Raw genomic sequence first — 25213 nt, forward strand, 5'->3', positions numbered from 1 at the left:
GCGGTTTGTCATCAAACCTTCGGGCGCGCTTTGCCGCCCGCCAAAAGCCTATCGGGGGCAGACATGCAGAAATCGACCATTTTGGCTGGCGCATTGGCGCTGGCTTTCACGAACAATGCCGGCGCGCAGGAGCTGGATGACGGCGCCGCGGACGTAATCAAACTCGACACGGTCGTCGTCACAACGCCGCTGCGGCGCGAGACCACGCTGGCGCGCTCGACCTCGTCGGTGACGGTCATCGACCGCAGGGAGATCGAGCAGTCGGCAGCACCCGACCTGCCGTCGCTGCTGAAGTCCTATACCGGCGTTTCGATCATTTCCTATGGCGGGCAGGGGGCGTCGGCCAATGTCTATCTGCGCGGCATGTCGGCCACCCAAACGCTGGTGTTGATCAACGGCGTGCGGGCAAGCTCGGCCACCAGCGGCACGACCTCCATCTTCAACATCCCGCTGGCTTCGATCGAAAGCATCGAGGTCGCCAAGGGCGCGCATTCGCCCCAGTACGGTGCCGACGCCATGGGCGGTGTCGTCAACATCATCACCAAACAGGGCGGAGCCTGCGCCGACGGCGGCAATGCCTGTACCACGCTCACCACCGGCGTTACCCATCCTTGGGGCGGCTATGTCTCCGGCACCGTCCAGGGCCGCAGCGAAAGCGGCGTGAACTACGCGTTCAGCGGCAGCCTGCTCGGCACGCGCGGCTATGACTTCACCACGCCGCTCGCCTGGGGTCACGAGCCGGACGATGACGGCTTCCTGCAAGGCTCGGCCAATCTTTCGCTGTCGAAGGAATTTGATTGGGGACGGCTCTATGCCGATGGTCTTTTCGCGCGCGGCCGCAGCCAGTACGACGCGACGTTCCCATCCGCAAACGAAGTCGACACCACGACCTTTGCCGGAAAAGTGGGCGCGCATGTTTTGCATTCCGACAGCTGGTCGTCGACGGTAGAACTCAGCTCCGGCCTCGATTACTCGACCAATTTCCGCGACGACGTGCCGGGTGGCGACAGCCAGTTCGACACGCAGCGCTACGGCATCTTCGCCTCGACCGAAAAACGCTTCGAGACCGGCAAGGCCAGCCACATCCTGACGGGCGGCGTCGAAGCCTATCGCGAGCAGGTCGATTCGACCGTCGACTTCGCCGTCGATTCGCGCGACCTGGCCGCACTTTTCAGCCAGTATTCGCTGGAGTACGAGGCGCTCCGCGTCGACACGGGCATCCGCTATGATCACAGCAGCCAGTTCGGCAGCGCCACCACCTACAATGTCGGCGCGAGCTACGAAGTGCTGCCCGATCTCGTGCTGCGCTCGTCCTACGCCACCGGCTTCCGCGCGCCGACCTTCAACGATCTCTATTATCCCGGCTATTCCAACCCGGATTTGAAGCCTGAAAAGTCGCGCTCCTACGAGGTCGGGCTGAACTGGCAGGCGACGGCTGGCACCAGCCTCGACCTCGCCTTTTACCAGACCTTCCTGACCGACGCGATCGCTTCCAACCCGCCGACCTACCTCCCGTTCAACGTCGCCAGCGCCCGCATAACCGGTTTCGAGGCGACGCTGGCGCACCGCTTCAGCGACGAATGGAGCGGCAAGGCCACGGTCGACATCCGCGAGCCGCTCAACCAGGACAATGGCAAGTACATTCCCTATCGCGACCGCTTCAAGGCAACGGCCGAACTCACTTACAGCCCGACCGAAGAGCTCGACCTGACGGCGAAAGTTCTCTACGGCGCGGCTCGCTATGCCAATGCCGCCAACACCGTCGAACTGCCGGACTACGTGACCGTGGACTTTTCGGCGCTCTACGCCCTCGATGCGCAGTCGCAGTTCAAATTCTCGGTCGAGAATATGTTCGACGAGGAATACGCCACCGTCACCGACTACCGCGCGCCGGGGCGCACTTTCAATCTGAGCTTTACGCGAACGTTCTGAACGGTGAGGTTCTGCATCGGGCCTCTATTGGGGCCCGGTGCCCGGAGAAAAGCATGAAACGAATCATGGCGATCTTGATGGTCTCGGTTCTCAACGCCTCTGCGGCTCTCGCCGCCGAGGCTCCGCATCGCGTCGTCTCGATGAATGTCTGCACCGACCAGCTCGCCATGCTGATCGCCGGCGAGGGCCAGCTTTATTCGGTCTCCTATCTCGCCGGCGACAGGAATGCGTCGGTGCTTGCCGATCAGGCCGGCGGCTATGTGGTCAACCATGGGCTGGCCGAGGAAGTCTTTCTCATGCAGCCGGACCTGATCATCGCAGGCACCTTCACGACGCGCACGACCGTCGAGCTTCTGCGGCGGCTCGGCTTTCGCGTCGAGGAATTTGCGCCGGCAAATTCCCTTGACGACATCCGCGAACACATTTCGCGCATGGGCACGCTTCTGGGACGGCAGGAAAAGGCGTCTGCGCTTCTGGCCGAGATCGATGACGCGTTAGCGAAGCTCCGCGCGCAGCCGCCCTCCGGCAAGACTGTCGCTACCTACTACGCCAACAGCTACACCTCCGGCTCCGGCACGCTGGTCGATGCGCTGATCGGCATCTCCGGCCTCGAAAACATCGCCGCACAGCTCGGCCTCACCGGCACGTCGAAACTGCCACTGGAGCTGCTGGTGCTCGCCAGTCCCGATCTCGTCATCTCCAGCGAGGGCGATTATCCAGGCCCAGCACTGGCCGAGGAGGGCTATGTCCACCCAGCCTTCAAGGCGCTGACAGCGGGCAAAAAGGCGGTCAACATTCCCTCGAAATATTCCATCTGCGGCGCGCCCTTCACACTTGAGGTCGCCCAGATTTTGCAGGACGCGGCGGGGGCGGCCAAATGAGCGAGACCGCCCGCTACCGCCTGCTGCTCATCGTGCTTGGCGCAGCCATGTTCGTCCTGTTCCTGCTGTCGCTCACCGTCGGCCCGGCCGCACTTGGTTTTAGCGAAAGCATCGCCGCACTGTTCTCATCGAAGGCCGGCGCCATCGCCCTCATCATGCAGGAAATCCGCCTGCCGCGCGCCATTCTCGGCCTGATGATCGGCGCGACGCTCGGCTTGTCTGGTGCAGCACTGCAAGGCTATCTGCGCAATCCGCTGGCAGAGCCGGGATTGATCGGCGTCAGCGCCACCGCCTCGCTCGGCGCGGTCATCGCCATCTATACCGGCTTCTCCGCCGTCTTCCCGCTTGGCCTGCCGCTGGCAGCGCTTGCCGGAGCCGTGCTCGCGGTGCTGATCGTGCAGGCCATGGCCGGCATGAAGGGCGGCGCGCTCACCATCATCCTCGCCGGCGTCGCCGTTTCGAGCTTCGCCGGCGCCATGACCTCGCTGGCGCTCAATCTGTCGCCGAACCCGTTTGCCGCACTCGAAATCATGTTCTGGATGCTCGGCTCGCTCACGGACCGCTCCATGACCCATGTCTGGCTCGCCGCACCTTTCATGATCGTCGGCTGGGTCATGCTCGCCTCGCTCGGGCGGGCGCTCGACACGCTGACGCTCGGCAATGACGCCGCCGCCAGCATGGGCGTCGATATGCGCCGCGTGCAGTTCCTGGCAGTGTTCGGCACCGCCGCGTCTGTGGGGGCCGCAACCGCTGTTGCCGGCGCCATCGGCTTCGTCGGCCTCGTCGTGCCGCATATATTGCGTCCGCTGGTCGGCTCGCGCCCGTCGCGGCTGCTGCCGGCCAGCGCGCTCGGCGGTGCCTGCGTTCTGCTCGCCGCCGACATTCTGGTCCGCATCATCGCGCCGGGAAAGGACCTCAAGCTCGGCGTCCTGACGGCCATCGTCGGTGCGCCGTTCTTCCTCTGGCTCGTCTACCGCACGCGGAGGAACCTGCTGTGACCCTCCTTGCCATCGATCAACTTCATGCTTCGCTCGGCGGCAAGCCGGTACTGCACGGGCTTTCGCTTGCCGTTCAGGAAGGCGAGTTCGTCGGGCTGATCGGCCCGAATGGTGCCGGCAAATCGACGCTGCTGCGGGCGGCCCTCGGCCTCATCCCCTCGACCGGAAAGATTGCGATTGCCGGCAAGGATGCAGCCTTCATGCCGGCGAAGGAGCGCGCGCATCACCTCGCCTATCTGCCGCAGGAGCGCGAGATCGGCTGGCCGGTTTCGGTCGAAATGCTGGTTTCGCTCGGCCGCGCGCCGCATCGCCCTGCCTTCGCCGGGTTGGATGCGGAGGACACGGCAAAGATCGAGGAAGCCATGCGCCGCATGGAGGTCGACGCCTTCCGCCACCGTCCGGCGACCGACCTTTCCGGTGGCGAGAAAGCGCGGGTGCTGATTGCCCGCGCGCTCGCGCAGGATGCGCCGCTGCTGCTGGCCGACGAGCCGACCGCCGGCCTCGACCCTTCGCACCAGATCACGCTGATGCGCCTGTTTGCGGAGCTTGCCTTGGAGGGGCGGGGCGTCGTCGCATCGTTGCACGATCTTGGCCTTGCGGCGCGCTGGTGCACGCGGCTCGTCCTCATCGACAAGGGCCGCATCGTTGCCGACGGAGCGCCGCGCGCGGTGCTGACGGCCGCGCGCCTGCGCTCGGTCTATGGCGTGGAGGCTTATCTCGGCGAGGCGCAGGGCGGAATGCTGGTCATGCCGCTGGACATCGCCGGCTGACGGACTTGGGAGGGCGAAACATGGAAACGCTGCAAAATCTCATTCGCGATCATCTCCGCGACTGGCAGACGGGCTGGAGCATGGGCACCTTCGGCGCAATCGCCGAGTTCCATCAGGACCGCGACGAGACGCCGGTCATCGATGATGGTTTCACGCTGTCGCGCGCGACCCGGCGCGGCGCGATCCATATCGACCGCAAGCGGCTGGATGAAGTGGTGCCGGTCGCTTATGAAACCGTCAGCCCGCGCGCCCATCGCTGGAGCCAGGCGGTCGCATTGTGCCTGCCGGAAGCGCTGGCGCGTCGTGAGGCCCGTTCCGTCCTGACAGAGCTTGGTCCCGACGACGACGCCATTCGCGGCATAGACCACACCGGCATCCTGTTCGACATGGGTCTGTCGCTCCCGCAATGCGATTTCTGCATCCGCACCAGCGATCCGAAGCTGCTGACAGTGCTGCGCGCCAATCTCGGCCATTCGCTGTTCGAGCACGACAATGCCGCCATGCCGGCCATTCTTTCCGCCCACCCGCACCGCGTCGCGCTGACCCATATCGGCCGCGTCGAGGTGTTCCAGAAGATTGGCGGCCCCGACACCGGCGGCGTCTCGCCCCCCGGTCCGCACACGCATCTGCTGCCGAAGCTGTTGCGAACCGGTCGCACCCATTCCGCCAACACGCCGATCCCGGAAGGGCTGATGCCGCTCGGTTCGCTTCACCCCGGCAATCCGGTCATCGGTGCCATGGGCGAAGACATCGAATTCGATGCTGGGCTGCATCGGCATTTCCAGGATCTTTATTCCGCCTATGGCGACCCCAATCTGGTGATGCTGAAGCGGACCGTTCTCGGCGCGCTGCAACGTGGCGGCGACCCGGAAGGTTTTGTCATTCCCGATGGCCGCTTCGAGCGCGGCGTCGTGCGCCTGGCGCTGCGCCAGCAGGCGCGGCTGGCCGAGCATCAGCAGGATTCCGAACTGGCACACCGGCTTACGATATGGCGCAGGGTGCATGACCAGCGCAGCGACGCCGAACTGGAGGACGATGATTCACCGGGGCATTGAAAGAAGAAGCAAGGATAAATTCCGGCAAGTGCAGCGCTGCCCCTCACCCTTACCCTCTCCCCGTGAAAAACGGGGAGAGGGGGGTCATCGACGTAGCGGCCAACCTTGTTCTGCCCATCAATAGGGAAAGAAGAACGAAGCTCCACGCTGACGCCCCCCTCTCCCCGTCCTTACGGGGAGAGGGTAAGGGTGAGGGGCAGCGCAACCCTCAAATCCGCTTCCCGTCCTGATCGAACAGAAACGCCCGCGTCCCGTCGAGGCCGAAGCGCGCGCCGTCGCCGGCGTTGAAGCTGCGGGCATCGCGGCTTTCCACGGTGATCGTGCCACCCTCGGGCAGTTGCGCATGCGCGTAGGTGACGCCGCCGAGACGCTCGACCAGCGTGACCTTGCCGGAAAGCGCGCTGGCTGCCCCGTCTGCCACCACGAAATGCTCGGGCCTTATGCCGAGGCTGACCGCCGTTCCAAGCTTAGGCGGCGCGCCGCGCGTCGCGACCGCCATGCCCGTCAGCCCAAGCTTCGGCGCCGCTACCATCGCCTTGCCGCCTTCCACGCCGACGACCGTCACCGGCACGAAGTTCATGCGCGGCGAGCCGATGAAGCCGGCGACGAAACTGTTGTCGGGGTTTTCGTAAAGCTCCAGCGGCGCGCCGACCTGCTCGATGCGGCCTGCGCGCAGCACGACGATGCGGCTTGCCAGCGTCATCGCCTCGACCTGGTCGTGGGTGACGTAGATCATCGTCGTGCCGAGTTCCTGATGCAGCCGCGCGATTTCGATACGCATCTGCACGCGCAATTCGGCATCGAGGTTGGACAGCGGCTCGTCGAACAGGAACACGCCAGGCTGGCGCACGATGGCCCGCCCGATCGCCACGCGCTGGCGCTGGCCGCCGGAAAGCTCGCGCGGCTTGCGTTGCAGATAGGGTTCGAGATGCAGGATCTTGGCGGCTTCCGCCACCTTGCGGTCGATCTCTTCCTTCGGCCGCTTCGCCATCTCCAGCGGAAAGCCCATATTGGTCGCCACTGTCATATGCGGGTAGAGCGCATAGGTCTGGAACACCATGGCGATGCCGCGCTTGGCCGGGTCTTCGCCGGTCACGTCGCGTCCGCCGATCTCGATGCGCCCGTCCGAGGTGGTTTCGAGCCCGGCGATCATGCGCAGCAGCGTGGACTTGCCGCAGCCGGACGGCCCGACGAAGACGACGAATTCGCCATCCTTGACGTCGAGATCGACGCCGCCGATCACCTCGGTTTCGCCGAAGCGCTTCTTCACTTTCTGGAGCGACAGGCCCGCCATGACTATACCTTCAAACTATTTGACCGCGCCGTCGGTCAGGCCGGAAACGAACCAGCGGCCGACAAGGGCGAAGAGGGCGACGACCGGAATGATCGCGGCTGTGGCGCCGGCAAGCAGCAGGCCCCAGTCGATCTGATACTGGCCGATGATGCCGGCAAAGCCGACGGGAATGGTACGCCGCGCGTCCGACACGATCAGCACCGAGGCGAACAGATATTCGGTCCACGACGAGATGAAGGCAAAGATCGCCACGCTGGCGATGCCGGGCGCGATCAGCGGCATCAGGATGCGCACGAGAATGGTGGTCGTCGGCGCACCGTCGACCACTGCTGCTTCCTCGATCTCGCGCGGGATGGTGGCAAGGAAGGAGCGCATCATCCAGATCGAGAAGGGCAGGGCGAAGGCGACATTGACGATGACCAGCGCCACCGGGCTGTCGATCAGCCCGACCTTGGCGAACAGGCCGTAAAGTGGGATCAGCACGACGACGCCGGGGAAGGCATAGGCGAGCAGGATCGTGCGGTAGAGCGCATTGCGGCCGGGAAATTCCATGCGGAAAAAGGCATAGGCCGCTGGCAGAGCCAGCAGCACCGTGAACGCCGTCGAGAACGAGGCGACGATGAGGCTGTTGATGAGATAGACCGGGAAGTCCGACGCCTGCAGCAGCTTCTCGAAATGCTGCAGCGTAAAGCTCTCCGGGATCATCGTCGGCACGCGCTGGATGATCTCGCGTGGCAATTTGATCGAGCCGGTAATGACCCACCAGAACGGCATGCAGATCAAAATCCCGATCAGCAAAAGCCCGCCATAGAGCGACAGCGCCTGTCCGAATGTGCGTTTCATCGGGCGGCCTCCTGCGCGGTCATGGCGCGCGTGGCGAGGAAGGCAAAGCCCATCAGCAGGATGCTGGTCAGCACCGAGACGGTTGCTGCCTCGCTCAGCCGATAGCCCTTGAAGGCGGTCTCGTAAATCAGCACCGGCAGCGTCTGCGTGGCGCCCGCCGGTCCGCCCGCCGTCAGCAGCCAGATCACGTCGAAGACGTTGAAGGACAAGAGCGTGCCGACCACGCCGAGTACCAGCAGCGTCGGCTGCAGCAGCGGCCAGGTGATGCGCTTGAAGCGCTGGAAGGTGCCTGCACCGTCGATGCGCGCGGCCTCGTAGAGATCGCTCGGGATGCGCGTCAGCCCGGCCAGCATCATCAGTGCGGTGAAGGGAAACCAGCGCCAGGAATTGATCAGGATCAGCGTCGTCATGGCGCTTTCGCGCGTGGCGAAGAAGCCGACCGGGCGCTCGATGACGCCCGCTTGAATAAGCAGCGGGTTGATCATGCCGCCGGACGACGAGAGCAGCCAGCGCCAGATGATGACGACGACCACAGTCGGCACGATCCAGCTCAGGATGACCCAGGTGCGGGCGATACGCACGCCGGGGAATTTCTGGTTGAGGATCAGCGCGGTCGCCAGCGCAAGTGCCGTCTGCACCACGGCGTTGCCCAGAACCCAGACGACACTGCGCCCCAGCGCGCGCCAGAACCCGGCGCCGCCGAGGATCGCGGTATAATTGGCAAGGCCGACATAATGGCCTTGCGAGCCGATCACGCCGACATCCTGAAAACTCAGGATGACGGCCTGAACCAGCGGCCAGCCGAGAACGGCCAGCAGGAACAGCAGGGCAGGCGACACGAACAGGAAGGCCAGCGTCGTGTTCTTCATCGTGTCTGTTCCCGCCCTAAGGTCTCTTACTTCTTGGCGATTTCGGACATACGTGCCTGGCCGCCCTTGACGGCGTCAGCTGCGGTCTGCCCGTCCACCACGATATGCTGCAGCGTCTCGGCGATCACGTTCTGCGCCGAGATGGCGCCGATCGACGGGAACACCTTGCCGGTGGTGAAGCCGAACAGCTTACCGGCATGCGAGTTCGAAATCATCGTCTCGACCTGTGACTTGTACTTGGTCACGGTCTTGTCGTTCCAGAACGAGTCCGCCTTGGCGCCGTCATCGGTCACCGGCAGGAACAGGCCCGGCTCCATGGTCAGGAAGCGGCCATAGTTAGCCGGCTCCAGCAGCCAGGCCAGGAAGACCTTGGCGGCGGCCTGCTTGGCCTCGTCCTTGGTCGTCAGCATGATGGCGTTGGAGTAGGAGATCGTCGCCGATTCGCTCTGGTCGTCGGCATGCGGGACAGGTGCGACGCCAAGATCGGTGGCATCGCCTTCGGCCTGCGTGTCATAGGTGTTGATGACGCCGAACTGCAGGATCATGCCGCAGGTGTTGCTGGCAAAGCAGGCCTCGGCCTCACCCCAGGTCCACGAGCCGTTGTCGGCCGGCGAAAGCTTGGCGAGCTTGCTGTAGAAGTCGTAGGCGTTGACGGTTGCCGGCTTGTCGAAGTCGATCGAGCCGTCGTCCTTGTAGATGTCGGCAGCGCCACTGTTGACCATGACGCTGTAGACGGTCTGGTCGGTATAGAGCTGCTTGTTGGCGGGAAGGCCGATGCCGTATTTGCCGTCGGTGCTGAGCTTCTCGGCGGCGGCCTGCCACTCGCTCCAGGTCTTCGGCACTTCGACGCCGGCAGCCTTCAGCACGCTGTTGCGGTACCACAGCGAGATCGCCATGTTGTAGGCTGGCACGGCCCAGACGTGATCGTCATACTTGTAGGGTGCCAGCGTCGCTTCGATGAAGCCGTGCTTGGCGTCGAGATCCTTGACCAGGTCGTCGACCGGCACGACCGCGTCGATGCCCTTCAGAACCGTGGTGAAATCGGGAATGGTGAAGAGCAGGTCCGGGCCATTTCCGGCAGCGAAAGCGGCGGGTGCCTTGGCGTAGACTTCGCCCCAGCTCTGCGGCTCCTGCTTGACCTGGATGTCGGGATGGGCGGCGTTGAATTCGTCTAGTAGTTCCTTCATGCGCTGCACGCGGTGCGGCGGCTGCTCCATGTGCCACAGCGTCAGGTCGACCGGCGCGGCATAGGCGGTGCCGGTCAGAAGCGTCGCGGCAAAGCCGGCAAGTGTCAGAAGTCTCGTCAGTTTCATCATGTAGTCTCCCATTAATTCGCGGCTCCCCTTGAGTCCGCGGAATTTCCTCAAAGATGTGGATTGCGCGGCCTGTAGCGGGCGATCAGCGCCTCGTTGGCCTCCTTGGCGCCCGGCATGTTGGCGCTGAGATATATCGGCGCGTTGATGCCGCTGGATTGCAGCCGCACGGCAGCTTCCACGAACACCGCGTTCATCAGCGCCGCCCCGATCGAGGTCGAGATCGGCCCGACACGCAATTCGCTGCCTGGCACGCTCATGGTTGCGTCGCCGGGAGGTGCTCCATTGTCGAGCACGATGTCGGCGACGTCGGCCAGCCGCGTGCGGCCATTGGCGGCCTGCCTCGAATAGATTTCGGAGGTGATGGCGATCACGGTCGCGCCCTTCGCCTTGCCGAGTTGGGCGGCTTCCACGGTCGCTGTGTTGACGCCGCTGTTGGAGACGACGATCAGCACGTCGTTCGGACCCATGGGATAGCGCTCGAAGATCGGCGCGATGATGCCGGACATGCGCTCGAAGACGGTGCCGGCAACAGCACCCTCATGCACCATCGTCGTGGACGACAGGATCGGCACGGTCAGCGCCAGCCCGCCGGCGCGGTAATGCGCCTCCTCAGCCATGGTGTGGCTGTGGCCGGTGCCGAAGATATAGACCAGCCCGTCGGCCTTGGCGGTGCGCTCGACCGCATCTGCCGCAGCCGCGATCGAACCGGCATTCTCCTCGATCAGCCGTCCGGTGCGCGCGGTCAGGTCGGCGAGATAGGCGGCGGCGTGCGGGGTATTGGTCATGCGTCTTTTCCGAGTGTCAGGTTGACCCGCATCACGAAACAGTCGCCGCGATAGACCGAGCGGACATATTCGATCGGGCGTCGCGTGGCGTCGAGCGTGCGGCGGGTGAGGATAAGGACCGAGCTCTGCATCGGTATGCCGAGAGCGGCCGCACTCGAGGCATCGGGATGCGCAGACCACAGCCTCTGCTCGGCCTCGCTCGGATAGATGCCGTAGTCCTCGCGCAGCACGCGGTAGAGCGAGTCGGTGGTGAAGTCGGCACGGTCGAGCAGTTTGGGCGCAAGGGCTGCCGGGATTTCGGTGCGCTCGAGCCCGACCGGCTCGGCGTCGGCAAGGCGCACGCGCACCAGCCGGTGCACTGGCGCATGCTCGGCAATGCCAAGGGCGTTTGCCGCTTCAAGGTCGGCCGCACCCACGCCGGCGTCCAGCACGATGGAAGAGGCGACACGGCCGCCGCGCTGCATGTCTTCGGTGAAGCCGCTCAGCGTCGAAAGCTGCTGTTCGATCTGCGGATGGGCAACGAATGCGCCGCGCCCCATGCGGGTCTCGACCAACCCGCGCCGCTCCAGAACCTTCAGTGCCTGCCGCGCCGTCATGCGGCTGTAGCCAAGCTCCTCGGCCATCTGCCGTTCCGAAGGCAGCCTTTCGCCGACCTTCAGCGTGCCGGATGCGATCTGCGCCGCGAAGTCATTCGCGATGCGCTGGTAGAGCGGTTGCTGGTCGGCGGCTATAGACGTCATGGGCACCGGTATATTCCATTGGTTTGAGTGGTATGCACCACTCAAACGCGCCCTGTAAAGCCCTTTGCCGCCTATTTCCCCAATGCTGCGTCGCGACGGGCGCGATAGGCGATGAAAGCGCTGTCCCATGCAGGTTTGACGGAAGCGTCGGGTTCATGCCGGCGCTGGATTTCACGCGTCGAGACCGAGGCCTCGCGGATCGATGAAAAGCGCCCGATGGCGGTGGCGGCAAGCAGGGCCGCACCCCGCGCGCCGAACTCGGTGCCGGCCGGCACAAGCACGGTCGTGCCGAGGCAATCGGCGATCATCTGCGTCCACATCGGGCTGCGCGCGCCGCCGCCGGTCAGCAGGATTTCGTGGCCGGTACCCTCCAGATCCTGGAACAGGTCGCGCAACGCCAGCGCCACGCCCTCATAGACCGCGCGGATCATATGCGGGCGGCCATGCCGGGGCGAAAGGCCGTGGAAGCCGGCGCGCGCCTCGCGGTTCACCACCGGCGCGATGATGCCGCTTTCGCTGAGATAGGGGAGATAGACTACGCCTTCGCTGCCGATGGGAATGGGCGCGATCATCGCCTCCATCCGGGCATAAAGGTCTGGCTCCTTCGCCAAATCGGGCAGCAGCGTTTCGACTGCCCAGTCGAGATTAAGCGTGCCGGCGACATTGACCATGGCGCGGTACCAGGTCTCGCCCGGCAGCGTGAATAGCAGGCCGAGATCGGGCGGGGTGAAGACGGGATGGTCCGAAACCACGCCGACCATGCAGGTCGTGCCGAGCACGGCCATGGCCATGCCGGCCTCCAGCGCACTGGCGCCGGTAACGGTCGCCGGCACATCGCCCGCGCCGATGGCCACCGGTGTACCCTCTGCCAAACCCGTTGCCGCGGCCGCTTCAGCGGTGACGAAGCCGCCGACAGTTTCGGAATCGGCCACCGGGGGCAGTTTGTTCGCGAGGTCTGAAACCTGGAATAGCTCGAGCATCTCGGCGCTGCGGTCCCGGTCGCGCGCGCTGCCGGGGGCGACCGCCGCCTCGGTGCGGTCGGCGGCAACCTTTCCGGTCAGCTTCAGCCGCAGAAAGTCCTTGTAGCTGAAGACATGCGCCGCGCGGTCCAGCACCTTCGGCTCATTCTCCTTCAGCCATGCCATCAGCGGCAGCGTGCAGCCCTGCTGCACCACGCAGCCGTCCGACTGGAAGATGCGCTGATAAAAGTCCGGGACTTCCACCGTGCGCCGTTCCATCCAATCCTGCGCGCGGCTGTCTTCCCAGATGATGCCCGGGCGCAGCGCATTGCCGGCCTCATCCACCAGCCATGCCCCGACCATCGCCGCCGACAGGCCAACGGCTGCGATATCCGCGCCGGTGACGCCCGCGTCCTTCAGCGCCGCCTTGACCGCCACGGTCGCCGCCTCCCATCCCGAAGCCGGATCGATCTCCGACCAGCTTGGATGCGGTCGTTGCAGACGAATGCGGTGCGCGCCCGAGCCAAGCTGCGTGCCGGCATCGTCGAATATGGCGGCCTTGGTGACGGACGAGCCGGCGTCGATGCCGAGGAAATAGCGGCTCATGCGCAGGCTCCATAGGCGCAACGCAAAGCCGGGAGAGGTCCGACGAAGACGCCGGGCGCGGTGAGGTCCGAAAAACGCATTCTATGCTCCGATGCCCAGTTCCGCGACGAAATCGTAGGCGTCGCCACGAAAGATCGAACGGCTGGATTCAACGATGCGGCCGTCTTCCAGCCGCGTGATTCTGTGGATGTCGAGTGCCGCCGATCCAATGGGAACCTGAAGCAGCTTCGCCGTCTCGGCATCGACATTGATAGCGGTGAAATGCTGCACGGCCCGCGCCGGCTTGTAGCCGCGCGCCCGGAACGTCTCGTAGAGCGAAGCGCCGACATCTTCCGGGTTGGCAAGCACGCTGGCCGGCGTCAGCGACCATTCCACCGCGATCGGTTCACCATCGGCCAGCCGCAGGCGGCGCAGGCGAATGACCGGCTCACCGGCAGGGATGCCGAGCAGGTCGGCTTCTTCCGCACTGGCCGATGCGCGTTCGCGCGACAGCCAGCGCGTTCCCGCCTCCCTGCCGCGCGACTTCATGTCCTCGGTGAAGGAGTAGAGCTGGCTCAGGCTCTGCACCAGCCGCTCCGGTCCACCGGCGACATAGTTGCCGCTGCCATGGCGCTGGACGATCAGCCCGTCCTCGACCAGCCCGACGATCGCCTTGCGCACGGTGACCCGGGAAATGCCGAGCTGGACGGCTAGCTCGCGCTCGGATGGCAGTGCTGCACCCGGCTTCAGCTCGCCCGCCGCGATTGCCTCGGCAACCAGCGTCTGCAGGCGTCGATAGGCAGGCGCCGGATCGTCCCGGTTCAGTTTGTCGGCAGAAAAAATGTCGGGAAGCGCCACGTTGCACCATAATACCAGAGTAATACCAACATAATACCAATCTGATCGCCGCCGCAATGGGCTGGTGATGGCCTGAGACGCCTCTTGCACAGCCTGCGCAAGGACCGCTATCGAGGGACGCACATGGCGTTCAGATTCCTTCACACAGCGGACTGGCAGATCGGCAAGCCCTTCGGCAACGTTCCGGGCGATGCCGGCGCGGAGCTGCGCACCCAGCGCATCGCCACCATCGGCACTATCGCCCGGCTTGCCGCTACACGCGGCGTCGATGCCGTGCTGGTCGCCGGCGATGCCTTCGACAGCAACGAGGTGCAGGACCGCACCATCCTACGCACGCTGGATGCGCTGAAACCCTTTTCCGGCCGCTGGATCTTCCTGCCTGGCAACCATGACGCGGCACTTGCCCACAGCGTCTGGAGCCGCATGCGCCAGATGGGGCTGGAGTCCAACATCACCATCGCCGACAAGGCGGAGGCGATTGAGGGCTGGGACGGCCGCGCCGTCATCCTGCCCGGACCACTGTCGCGCCGGCGCGAATCGCTCGACCAGACCGAATGGTTTGACACCGCCGCGACACCCGAAGGCGCCATCCGCGTTGGCCTTGCGCATGGCAGCGTCGCCAACCGGCTGCCGGGGGCTGCTGAAGCCAGCAACGAGATTCCGGAAACCCGCGCGCAGGCCGCCGGGCTCGCCTATCTGGCGCTCGGCGACTGGCACGGCTCGCTGAAGATCGCGCCCAAAACCTGGTATTCCGGCACGCCCGAAACCGATCGCCACCGCGCCAACAGCTCTGGTCTGGTTCACATCGTCGATCTCGACGGTGCCGCTGCGCCGGAGCGCGTCGAGGTGGTGCCGGTCGGCCACTATCAATGGCACCAGCTCGAGGCCCAATTGCTCGACGGCACCTGTCAGGCTGCGCTCGAGGCGTTGTCTTCGATCGAAAGCGAAGCCGCGCGCCGCGTCGTCTCGCTCACCTTGCGCGGCGGCGTCAGCCTGGCGGAACGCTACCGCCTCGGCACCGAGCTGTCGTCCTGGCAGCACCGGTTCCACCATCTCGATATCGATGATTCCGGCCTGTTCGAGGAGCCGACCGAAGACGATCTCGACGCGCTGGATTCGTCCGGTTTCGTGCGGCTGGCCGTCGACCGGCTGAAGGCCAAGGCCGGCGATCCGGCCGACCCGTCGAATGCCGCCGCGCGCGTCGCACTGCGCATGATGTATGTCGACCATATGAGCGGTACATGAAGCTGCGCCGCATCGAGGTTACGGATTTCCGCAAGCTCGGCCATGTCGTCATCGATGATCTCGGCGACGGCCTCAACGTCGTCGTCGGCGACAACGAGGCCGGCAAATCCACCTTGCTCGCCGCCCTGCGCGCCGTGCTGTTCGAGCGCCACCGCGTCGGCGGTGCCGCAGCCGCGGCGATGCAGCCCTACAACCAGTCGGTCCGGCCGGAAATCCGTCTCGACTTCGAAAGGGACGATGCACCGTGGCAGTTGCGCAAGGCCTTCTGCCAGCGCCCGGAGGCTGAACTTTCCGGCAACGGCGAGCGCTATACGGGCGACGCCGTCGAGGAAAAGCTGGCCGAAATGTTCGGCTTCACGCCGCCCGGTTCAGGTGGATCGAAGCCGCAGGAGCATCACGGCGTGTTCGGCCTGCTCTGGGTCGAGCAGGGCACCTCGCACCGCGCGCTTGGCGTCGGCAGCGGGCGTAACCATCTCGCTTTGGCGCTGGAAAGCGAAGTCGGGCAGGTGACCGGCGGCGAGCGCGGACGCGCGCTGCTGGCCGCCGCCGAGGAACGAAAGTCTGGCTTCTGGGACAAGCGCGACAACCCGCGCGGCGAGTTCCGCGCGCTTGCCACACAGCTTGAAGCCGATCGCGAACAGTTGGCCACGCTGCAAAAGCAGATGGCCGAGCACGATGCCCAGGTTTCGCGGCTCGCCGGGGTGCAAAATATCCTTGCCCGTCACACGCGCGACGACACGCTCAACCAGGCGATCCAGAAAGCTGTCGCTGCCCGCACGGCCGCAGCCGGCGTCGCCCGGCTGGAGGAAAAGCATCAGGCTGCCGTGGGCGGTGTGGAACGGGCACGGCTGAGGCTGGACGCTGCCATGTCCCGCAACATGGCACGGCGCAGGCTGGCCGCCGATCTGGCTGCCGACAAGTCGGAGATGGACGCAGCCAGTGCTGCGCGCAACGACACCAGCGCCGAACTTGCCCGGCTCGATGCGATCGCCGGCAAGACAGCCGCGTGTTTGAACGAAGCCGCCAGGGCCGAACAGGAGGCGGCCGGTCGCGTGCGCCGCATGGAACAGGCGATCGCGCGGCGTCAGGCCACCGAAGCGGTCGAACGTCTAACCAGCCAGTTGAAGCTTGCCGAGGATGCCGACGCGGCCCGGCGAAAAGCGACGGCAATTGCGGACGCGACCCGCTTGACCGCGAGCGACATTGCCACGCTGGAAAGTCTCGAGCGGGATCTGTATCAGGCACGCGTCAGGCTCGAGGCCGCCGGCGTCCGCATCACGCTTCACCCCGATGCTTCGCAGTCGGCGCGTCTCGACGGCAGGCTGGTTGCATCCGGCGAACTCGTTGTGTCGCGCGACGCGAAGCTTGTCCTTGAAGGCTATGGCGAGATCGGCATTCATCCCCGCGGCGGCACGGAAGACTTGCTGCGTGCCGCGGAGACCGCCGAAAAGGCATTCCAGCAGGCGTTGCAGAGGCTGGGCTTTGCCGAACTGGCTGCTGCGCGCAATGCGCTTCGCCTTCAGGAAAACGCCCGCGCGGAAGCCGCTAATCTTGGCAGGACGGTTGCTGCCGTCGCTCCCGGCGGCATCGAGGCGTTGAAACAGCAACTGGCGCGCAATGCCGTCCTGGTGAGTGCGGGCGAGGCTGCCGACAGCTCCGAGCCCGGCGATCTTGAGGCCGCGCAGCGCGAGAGCCACGAAATACGCGGCCGGCTTGCAGTTCTGGAAAGCGAGGCGAGGGCGCGGCGCGCAGTCGCCGAGACCGCTCGGCGCGAGCTGGCAGTGCTCGACGAGCGCTCCTCGGCCGCCGGCCTGCGCTACGGGAAACGCCTCGAGGAATTGTCTGCGGCACGGCAGGTCACCGGCGACCAGGTGCTGGAAGATGAACTCGCAGCCGAGCAGCAGGCTTTTCAGACCGCCGATCAGGAACGTCAGGCCGCAAGTGCAGCACTCGCCAATGCCGATCCCGAAGCAAAGCAGCTCGCCTTGCGGCAGGCCGAACAGGCCGAGACGATGATCCGCAGGGACATCACCGCGCTCGACATCGAGAAGCGCGAAATCGAGGCGGCCTTGCGCGCGCTCGGCAAGGACGGGCTTGGCGAGCAGCTTGCTCAGTTGGAAGGTCAGGTCTCACTTGGCGAAACCCGCCTGAAGACCATGACGCTGGAAGCCGAGGCGGCCAAGCTTCTGTTCAACACGCTGTCGCAGGCGCAGCGCGAGATGCGGGACCTCTGGCTGGCCCCGGTGCGCGAACGTTCCGCGCCTTATCTCCGGTTGATCGAGGCCGACAGCAACATCGTGCTGCATGACGAGACGTTCGAGATCGATCAGGTCGTGCGCAACGGCGTTGCCGAGCCGTTCGTCGGCCTGAGCGTCGGCGCACGCGAGCAGATCGCCGTCATCACCCGCATCGCGCTCGCCGATATCCTGCGCGAGGCCGGCCAGGAATCCTGCATCGTGCTGGACGACGCGCTGGTCAACACCGACGAGGCGCGGCTGGAACGCATGCACCTCATCCTGCACAAGGCGGCAGCCAACCAGCAGATACTGATCCTCACCTGCCGCGAACGCGACTTCCTGCAGCTCGGCGCGCCGATCCGGCGGATGTAGACTTCCCGTCCTTAGGGGTGGCGACGTTTTGTCTCTTGGCCTTCGGAGCCGTGGTCCCATATAAAGGCCTTGCAGGACGACCTGCGCTTTTCAAAAAATCATCCGGGGACGGCCCCATTGTTTCGGAGAACCGAAGTGATGGCGTGTGACACCCACTATCCTTTTCAAGCATCCGGCCAATCGCCGCCACGCCTGGAGCGTGCCTGTCGCTGGCCTGCTCTTCCGCGCCGTCTGGCTCGACATATCGCAGCCGATCCCGTCAAAACTCTTTGGTGGTCAAGCAGCGGCTCAGCGATTCTTTTTGTACTCCACGTTTCATTCTGTAACTGAACGATGCCAGTCTTGCAGGCGTCGAAATTCAAGGAAAATCATCATGGCTTGGGTCTATCTTTTCTTCGCGGGGCTGCTCGAGGTTGTCTGGGCTTCGACCATGAAACAGTCGGAAGGCTTTACCAAACTCACCCCGTCGATCATCACCGGCGTCGCCATGCTGGCCAGCCTGTGGCTGCTCGCGCTGGCCATGAAAACGCTGCCGCTCGGCACAGCCTACGCCATCTGGACCGGCGTCGGTGCGGTTGGCGCCTTCATCGTCGGCCTGATCTATTTCGGCGAGCCGGCGACCTTCTACCGCATCCTCAGCGTCTGTCTGATCGTTGCCGGTCTGGCAGGGCTCAAGCTCACCTCTGGCCATTGATGCCGGGGTTGGGTGCGAAACGTTAAGGAAGCAGTTCGTAAAGCTGCAACCTTTGGTGTCTATTTTGGGCCACATGCCGGCCCAAAATTGCCTTTGAGGAGAGGTTCTCGGTTCGGCCAAGGGTTTCTTCCCCCAATACATTCCCTTACAATGGTAACATTCTCTAGGGGGCGGAGAGCTTTTCGAGGCGCGCTGATGTTGGTGCGTGTGGCCTATTCGACCGCGTCTAGGAGCTTGAGTGAGAGTTGTGTTTTCCAGGACTTCGCGGGGCCTTTGCCTGCTTATCGGCATCAGCCTCGCCACCGGCATGGCCACGCCGGCGCAGGCTTTCGAGCTGTTCGGCATCAAATTGTGGGGCAGCAAGAAGGTCGATGAGTCCGAGGACGTCATCGGCGAGCCGCAGCATTATTCCGTGGATTTCGCCGTCTCCGGCGACAACGAAGACATCCAGACCAAGCTGAAGGGCACATCCGGCCTCTGGAAAGACCGTGAGAAGCCGGCCTCCGGCGTCTCCGGCCTGCTCGCCAAGGCGCGCGGCGATTATCGCCGCCTGCTGGCAGCACTCTACAGCGAAGGCCGCTATGGCGGCACCATCAGCATCAAGGTCGACGGGCGCGAGGCGGCGGATTTGCCGCCGGATGCGACCTTGCCCGATCCGGTCGCCATCAGTGTCAGCGTTGACCCTGGCCCGACCTTCATGTTCGGCGAAACCGCCATCATCAATCGCGCGCCGCCGCCGGTCATGCGCAAGGATGAAGTCAAGCAGCCCGAGGATGAAGGTTTCGTGCCCGGGCAGATCGCAAAGTCCGGCGTCATCCTCCAGTCGGAACGGCTTGCCGTCGAAGCCTGGCGCCAGCAGGGCCATGCCAAGGCGAAGATCGCCGACCGTCGCGTCGAGGCAGCACACGACCGCGATATCGTCGATGCGACGCTGACCGTCGATCCCGGCCGCAAGGCCTATTACGCTCCCGTCGAGGTGCAGGGCACCGAGCGCATCGACCCGAAATTCCTCGCCTGGATGACCGGCCTGGAGCAGGGGCAGGAATATGATCCCGACGATCTCGACCGCGCCAGCAAGCGGCTTGGCCGGCTCGACGTGTTTCGTGCCATGCGCTTCCAGGAAGGCGATGAAATCGGCAATGATGGGCTGCTGCCCATCAGCCTCATCGTGCAGGAGCGCCTGCCGCGCCGTTTCGGCGTCGGCGGCAGCTATTCCACCGTCGACGGCGCCGGCATCGAGGCCTACTGGCTGCACCGCAACCTGTTCGGCAAGGCCGAGCGCCTGCGTCTGGAGGCCAAGGTTGCCGGCATGGGCGCAACGCTCGATCCGGGCGACTTCACCTATCGCCTCGGCGCCACCTTCACCAAGCCGGGCGTCTATACGCCCGATACCGATTTCGTCGCCTCGCTCATCGGCGACCGTGAAGTGCTGGAGCCCTACACCCGCACTTCGATCAATGCAGAGGTTGGCTTCACCCATATCTTCACCGACGAGCTTTCCGGCCGGATCGCAGCGACCGGTGGCGTCTCGCGCTTCGACGACGATGTCTTCGGTCGGCGCGATTTCGCCAGTGTCGGCCTTATTGGCGGCCTGATCTATGACAGCCGCAACAACAAGACCGATGCCACCGAAGGCTATTACTTCGAGACCAATCTCGAGCCCTTCTACGAGATCAAATACGGCAACGGCGCTCTTCGCTTCACAGCCGAAGGCCGCGCCTATTACGGCTTCGGCGAGGACAACCGCATCGTGGCCGCCGGCCGCATCAAGATCGGCAGCCTCGTCGGTTCGCCGATTTCGGAAACCGCGCCGGACAAGCTGTTCTTTGCCGGTGGCGGCGGCTCGGTTCGCGGCTACGCCTATCGCAACATCGGCGTCAACCTGCCAGACGGCAATGTCATCGGCGGACGCTCGCTGATCGAGGGTTCGGCCGAGCTGCGCGCCCGCGTCACCAGCTCGATCGGCATCGTCGGCTTTGTCGATGCCGGCTATGTCGGCGCCGATTCCTTCCCGAAATTCCAGGAGGATCTGCGCGTCGGCACCGGCGTCGGCCTGCGCTACCTGACTGGCCTCGGTCCGATCAGGCTTGATGCGGCGGTGCCGCTCAATCGCCACGATGGCGATCCGAGCGTCGCCTTCTATGTTGGAATAGGACAAGCGTTTTGACCCGGATATTTCTGGCCATCGCCCTTTTCTTCACCGCGCTTACGGTTGCCGTCGCGCAGGATTCGGAACAGGCCGACCGCTCCTATCTGGTCGGACTGCTCGAAGACAAGCTCTCCACGCCGAACCGCCAGATCCGCATCAACAACATCCAGGGCGTGCTTTCCTCTGATGCGACGATCGGCGAGATCACCATCGCCGACCGCCAGGGCGTCTGGCTGAAGATCACCAATGCCCGCATCGTCTGGACGCGCTCGGCACTCCTGCTTGGCCGCCTGTCGATCGACCGGCTTGCCGCCGACCGCATCGATGTCACGCGCAAACCCTTGCCGGACGAGAGTGCGCCGGCGCCCGAAGCGGGCAGCTTCCAGATTCCGGAACTGCCGGTCTCCGTTTCGCTCGGCGAGCTCGAAGTGCCGCATGTCGTTTTCGGCCAGGACCTGTTCGGCCTCGCCTCCGAAATGGGCATCACCGGGCGCCTGCAACTGGCTGGCGGCTCGCTTGACACTGCGCTGAACGTCACCCGCCTCGACGGTCCCGGTGGCCAGCTGGCGCTGACGGCGACCTACGCCAATGCCGACCAGATTCTCAATCTCGACCTGAAGCTCAACGAGCCGGCCAACGGCATCGTCGCCAATCTGCTCGGCGTCGAGGGCCGTCCGCCGATGGCGCTGGCCCTGCTGGGCAAGGGGCCGCTTTCCGACCTCGATCTCGACCTGACGCTCGACGCCGACCAGCAGCGCGTGCTGACCGGCAAGACAGAGCTGCGCCGGCAGAGCGAAGGCCTGGCCTTCACCGCCGATCTCGAAGGGCCGATCGCCCGGCTGATCTCGCCGCGCTTCCGCGATTTCTTCGGTGCCAACACGACGCTCCAGACCTCGGGCCTCGTCCGCGACGCCGGCGGCGTCCTGCTCGAAAACCTCGATCTGGAGAGCGCTGCCCTGAAGGTGAAGGCTGCCGCCGAGACGACTGCCGACAACTTCCTGCAGCGGCTGACGCTGGACGCCAATATCGACAACGGCACCACCGAAAAGGTGCTGCTGCCGATCCCCGGCCAGAACACGGTGCAGCGCGCCAATGTGAAGCTCGCCTTTGGCGACAGCGGCAGCGATCAATGGTCAGGCGCCATCAAGGTCGACGATCTCGCCACCGAAACCTTCTCGTCGAAATCGGTCGATATCCTGCTGTCCGGCCTGGCGCAGAACCTGTCCAATCCGGCGCAGCGCCATCTCACTTTCGCGGCCAATGGCGGCGTTTCCGGCATCGAGGCCAAGCGCGCGGACGTGACCGAGGCGCTGGGCAAGGAGATCAAGCTCGATGTTGGCGGCGAATGGACCGCCGGCGCGCCGGTCAAGCTCGCCAAGGCTGAGGTCGCGGCCAACGGGTTTGCGTTGTCGCTCGCCGGCGACATCGCCGACTATGTCTTCAAGGGCGATATCGGCCTCAAGGCCAATGCGCTGGCGCCGTTCTCCGGCCTTGCGGGGCGGCAGCTTTCGGGCGCGATTGATCTTACCGCCAAGGGCACGGTCACGCCGATTAGCGGCGGCTTCGACCTCACGCTCGACGGCAACGCCGACGGCCTCGGCATCGACAGCCCGCCGGCCGACAATCTGTTGCAAGGCCAGACGCGCCTGACCGGTGGCGTCGCGCGCGGCGAGACCGGGCTGGTGGCGCGCCAGTTCCGCATCTTCAACGATCAGGTCAGCATGACGGCCGATGGCCGTTTCGCCACGGGAACCGCCGATTTCAACTTCGACCTCGCGCTGAGCGACCTAGCGCTGGTTTCGGAAAAAGCCTCCGGACGCCTGACCGCAAAGGGCAGGGCGAACGGTTCCGACGGCCTCATTGGCCTCACCTTCGGCGCCGAGGTTCCCACCGGCGCGCTGGCCGGCAAGAACCTCAAGAACGCCGTGCTCGGCTTCGAAGGCACGCTGCAGAACAGCGACCTCAATGGCCAGGTCATGGGCGACGCCTTCCTCGATGGCGTGCGCATAGAACTGGCCTCGGCAGTCGCCGTCACGGAAAACGAGAAGCGCCTCGGCGATCTCAAATTCACCGCCGGCGGTGCGCGCATCACCGGCGACGTGACGCAGGACAAGGCCGGTCTGCTCGACGGCAAACTGACGCTGGCCGCCCCCGATGTTTCCACCGCTGCCGCGCTCCTGCTCAAGGAAGCCACCGGCGCGGTCAACGCCGACATCGCGCTCAGCCATTCGGAAGGCAAGCAGAACGCCACCGTTCGCGCCGACGTGGCCGACCTTGCCGTCGACACGGTCAAGCTCGGCAAGGCCGATCTCAATGCCAAGGTGGCTGACCTGTTCAACGTGCCGATTGCCGATGGTTCGCTCACCGCAGCCAAGCTTTCCGCCGGGGGCATCAATGTCACCACCTTGCAGGCCACCGCCCAGCAGCAGGGCCAGACCACCAATTTCAAGGCCGACGCAGCGCTGGACAACGGTGCCAAGGTCTCCACCGGCGGTGCGCTCACGCCCATCGAGGGCGGCTACCGCCTGGCGCTCCAGAATGCTGACGTGACGCAAGGCAACCTCGCTGCCCGCCTGACCCAGCCGGCGGCGATCCAGATGCGCGGGCAGACCATCACCATCGATAATGTCGCGCTCGATGTCGGCGGTGGCCGCGTCACTGCGCGCGGCGAGATCGCTGACAAGCTCGACGTCGCCGTCAACATCGCCAATCTGCCGCTCGCCATCGCCAATGCCATCAAGCCGGATTTGGCGCTGGCCGGCACGGTCAACGGCACCGCCAATATCGGCGGCACGCGCGCCAGCCCGGACGTGAAGTTCAACGTCCAGGGCCGCTCCATCGCTGCCGCAGCACTGCGTCAGGCTGGCCTCAACTCGATCAATCTCGATGCCGACGGCACCTCGAGCGCCAATCGCCTGAACCTCAAGGCCGCGGTCACCAGCCCGGAGGGCCTGCGCGCCACGGCCAACGGCGTGGTGCCGCTCGACAAGGGCGCGATGGCGCTCGACATCGGGCTGGAATCCTTCCCGCTGGCTGTCCTGAACGCAGCCGCCCCCGGCCAGAATCTTGGCGGCAATATCTCCGGCACGGCCAAGGTCACCGGCCAGCTCGCCAACCCCGCCGCATCCTTCAACCTGCGCGGGGCGGGCGTACGCGCCGCAGCCCTCGATTCGGCCGGTGCCGCGCCGCTGGAAATCAACGCATCCGGCAGCTTTGGCGACAAGGTTCTCACGCTGTCATCCGCGACCGTCAACGGACCGCAGGGCCTGACGGTTTCGGCCAGCGGCCGCTTGCCCGTGTCCGGCAACGGCCTTGATCTCTCGGTCCGGGGCGAAGCGCCGCTCGCGCTTGCCAACCGCTTCCTCGCCGATCGCGGCGCGCAGGCCGGCGGCACGCTGCAGGTCAACGCCACCGTTTCCGGCAACCTCAAGCAGCCGGCGATCCGCGGCATGTTCTCCACCCAGGGCGCGGAGTTCGTCGATCCTGAAAGCAACACGCGCCTGCGCTCGATCGCCGTCATGGGCACGATCGACGGCGACCGCGTCACGCTGCGCAACGTCTCCGCCAACCTCGCCGCCGGTGGCTCCATCGGCGCGACTGGCACGGTCTCGCTCAATGCGGCGGCAAACTTCCCGGCCGATATCCGCGTGACGCTCAACCAGGCCCGCTATGCTGACGGCAACCTCGTCGTTGCCACCGTCAGCGGTGCTCTGGCCTTCACCGGCCCGCTGACGCGCGATCCGCTTCTGTCCGGCACGATCAATGTCGAGCGCGCCGAAATCACCGTGCCGGAGAGCTTCGCCGGCGGCGCGGCAGCCCTTGACGTCAAGCACATCCACCCATCGAAGGCCGTTGCCGAGACGCTGAAGCGCGCGCGTGCCAATGACGGCACACCGACGCCAACCAGCCGGCCAAGCGTCGTGCGGTTGGACATCAGCGTCAACGCACCCAACCGCATCTTTGTGCGCGGGCGTGGGCTGGATGCCGAGCTTGGCGGCTCCTTGCGCCTCACCGGCCCGGTCTCCAACATCCAGCCGGTCGGCGGCTTCGATCTCATCCGTGGCCGCCTCGGCATCCTCGGTCAGCGCATCACCTTCGACGAAGGTTCGGTGACGCTTGTCGGCGACCTTGACCCGTTCCTGAATTTCGTCGCCCGCTCGCAAGGCTCCGACATCACCGTCTTCATCACCGTCAGCGGCCGCGCTTCCGACATCGACGTCAAATTCTCTTCGCAGCCGGAGCTGCCGCAGGACGAAGTGCTGGCGCGCCTCATCTTCAATCGCGGCATCAGCGAATTGTCGGCCTTCCAGATCGCCCAGCTTGCCGCTGCCGCTGCCGAACTCGCCGGCGGCTCGAACAATTCGCTGATCGGCAGCCTGCGCGGCGCGACCGGCCTCGACGATCTCGACGTCGTCACCGACAGCGAAGGCAATGCCGCCGTGCGTGCCGGCCGCTACATCCAGGACAACATCTATCTCGGCGTCGAGGCTGGTGCCGAAGGCTCGACCAAGGGCACGATCAACCTCGACATCACCAAGGACCTCAAGGCGCGCGGCGCGGTTGGCACCGGCGGCGATTCCAGCCTTGGCGTATTCTATGAAAAGGATTACTGACCCGCACGGTTTGTCGTT

Annotated in this window: 18 protein-coding genes; 10 read left to right on the forward strand and 8 right to left on the reverse strand. The window is 65.1% G+C overall.

The genetic code is table 11. The features are described 5' to 3' along the window. Window positions 1–63 precede the first annotated feature (63 nt). From BM413_RS20445 to BM413_RS20465, 5 genes are read left to right on the forward strand one after another with little or no spacing between them, the layout of a single operon-like run. A complete protein-coding gene (locus BM413_RS20445) occupies window positions 64–1932 on the forward strand; it encodes a TonB-dependent receptor domain-containing protein (protein WP_091916415.1) in 1869 nt (622 codons plus the stop codon). Between the two features lie 53 nt (window positions 1933–1985). Beyond that, window positions 1986–2813 (forward strand): ABC transporter substrate-binding protein, encoded by an 828-nt coding sequence (locus BM413_RS20450; protein WP_091916416.1) that lies wholly within the window; start codon window positions 1986–1988, stop codon window positions 2811–2813. Continuing rightward, window positions 2810–3811, forward strand: a complete 1002-nt coding sequence (locus BM413_RS20455; protein ID WP_091916417.1) for a FecCD family ABC transporter permease — start codon at window positions 2810–2812, stop codon at window positions 3809–3811. Before BM413_RS20450 ends, BM413_RS20455 begins: the two co-directional genes overlap by 4 nt. Beyond that, window positions 3808–4581 carry an ABC transporter ATP-binding protein gene (locus tag BM413_RS20460; RefSeq protein ID WP_091916418.1) on the forward strand — a complete coding sequence of 258 codons (774 nt, stop codon included), beginning with the start codon at window positions 3808–3810 and terminating at the stop codon, window positions 4579–4581. The genes BM413_RS20455 and BM413_RS20460 overlap by 4 nt, the downstream gene beginning before the upstream one ends. A gap of 20 nt (window positions 4582–4601) precedes the next feature. Beyond that, window positions 4602–5636, forward strand: coding sequence for a DUF6925 family protein (locus tag BM413_RS20465; protein ID WP_091916419.1), 1035 nt, complete (start codon window positions 4602–4604; stop codon window positions 5634–5636). Window positions 5637–5844: 208 nt separating this feature from the next. Here the strand turns inward: BM413_RS20465 and ugpC are convergent, their stop codons facing one another. From ugpC to BM413_RS20505, 8 genes are all read right to left on the reverse strand, one after another. After that, window positions 5845–6930 carry an ABC transporter ATP-binding protein gene (gene ugpC, locus BM413_RS20470; protein WP_091916420.1) on the reverse strand — a complete coding sequence of 362 codons (1086 nt, stop codon included), beginning with the start codon at window positions 6928–6930 and terminating at the stop codon, window positions 5845–5847. A 15-nt stretch (window positions 6931–6945) separates the two neighbouring features. After that, the gene (locus BM413_RS20475; RefSeq protein WP_091916421.1) at window positions 6946–7773 is read right to left on the reverse strand and encodes a carbohydrate ABC transporter permease; all 828 of its coding nucleotides are present in this window, start codon (window positions 7771–7773) and stop codon (window positions 6946–6948) included. Further along, on the reverse strand, window positions 7770–8642 hold the full coding sequence (locus BM413_RS20480) for a carbohydrate ABC transporter permease (protein WP_091916422.1): 873 nt from the start codon (window positions 8640–8642) through the stop codon (window positions 7770–7772). Before BM413_RS20480 ends, BM413_RS20475 begins: the two co-directional genes overlap by 4 nt. A 26-nt stretch (window positions 8643–8668) precedes the next feature. Beyond that, a complete protein-coding gene (locus tag BM413_RS20485) occupies window positions 8669–9958 on the reverse strand; it encodes an ABC transporter substrate-binding protein (protein ID WP_244537944.1) in 1290 nt (429 codons plus the stop codon). Between the two features lie 47 nt (window positions 9959–10005). Next, window positions 10006–10743 (reverse strand): SIS domain-containing protein, encoded by a 738-nt coding sequence (locus BM413_RS20490; RefSeq protein ID WP_091916423.1) that lies wholly within the window; start codon window positions 10741–10743, stop codon window positions 10006–10008. After that, window positions 10740–11483, reverse strand: a complete 744-nt coding sequence (locus BM413_RS20495; RefSeq protein ID WP_175544377.1) for a GntR family transcriptional regulator — start codon at window positions 11481–11483, stop codon at window positions 10740–10742. Before BM413_RS20495 ends, BM413_RS20490 begins: the two co-directional genes overlap by 4 nt. A 71-nt stretch (window positions 11484–11554) precedes the next feature. After that, entirely contained in the window at window positions 11555–13048 is a 1494-nt protein-coding gene (locus tag BM413_RS20500) for an FGGY-family carbohydrate kinase (RefSeq protein WP_091916425.1), read from the reverse strand. A gap of 81 nt (window positions 13049–13129) precedes the next feature. Next, window positions 13130–13885 carry a GntR family transcriptional regulator gene (locus BM413_RS20505; RefSeq protein ID WP_091916426.1) on the reverse strand — a complete coding sequence of 252 codons (756 nt, stop codon included), beginning with the start codon at window positions 13883–13885 and terminating at the stop codon, window positions 13130–13132. A 123-nt stretch (window positions 13886–14008) separates the two neighbouring features. Here BM413_RS20505 and BM413_RS20510 point away from each other — a divergent pair, with 123 nt between their 5' ends. The 5 genes from BM413_RS20510 to BM413_RS20530 all read left to right on the forward strand — a co-directional run bounded on the left by BM413_RS20510 (window position 14009) and on the right by BM413_RS20530 (window position 25195). Continuing rightward, a complete protein-coding gene (locus BM413_RS20510; protein ID WP_091916612.1) occupies window positions 14009–15130 on the forward strand; it encodes a metallophosphoesterase family protein in 1122 nt (373 codons plus the stop codon). Further along, window positions 15127–17739: an AAA family ATPase gene (locus tag BM413_RS20515; RefSeq protein ID WP_091916427.1), complete on the forward strand. Its 2613-nt coding sequence runs from the start codon at window positions 15127–15129 to the stop codon at window positions 17737–17739. The genes BM413_RS20510 and BM413_RS20515 overlap by 4 nt, the downstream gene beginning before the upstream one ends. Window positions 17740–18112: 373 nt before the next feature. After that, window positions 18113–18433, forward strand: coding sequence for a quaternary ammonium compound efflux SMR transporter SugE (gene sugE, locus BM413_RS20520; protein ID WP_091916428.1), 321 nt, complete (start codon window positions 18113–18115; stop codon window positions 18431–18433). A gap of 307 nt (window positions 18434–18740) precedes the next feature. Further along, window positions 18741–20600, forward strand: coding sequence for an autotransporter assembly complex protein TamA (locus tag BM413_RS20525; protein ID WP_091916614.1), 1860 nt, complete (start codon window positions 18741–18743; stop codon window positions 20598–20600). Further along, window positions 20597–25195 (forward strand): translocation/assembly module TamB domain-containing protein, encoded by a 4599-nt coding sequence (locus tag BM413_RS20530; protein ID WP_091916429.1) that lies wholly within the window; start codon window positions 20597–20599, stop codon window positions 25193–25195. Before BM413_RS20525 ends, BM413_RS20530 begins: the two co-directional genes overlap by 4 nt. Window positions 25196–25213 lie beyond the last annotated feature (18 nt).

Origin of the sequence: Mesorhizobium sp. YR577, from assembly GCF_900116595.1 — a bacterium.
GTDB lineage: Bacteria > Pseudomonadota > Alphaproteobacteria > Rhizobiales > Rhizobiaceae > Mesorhizobium_M.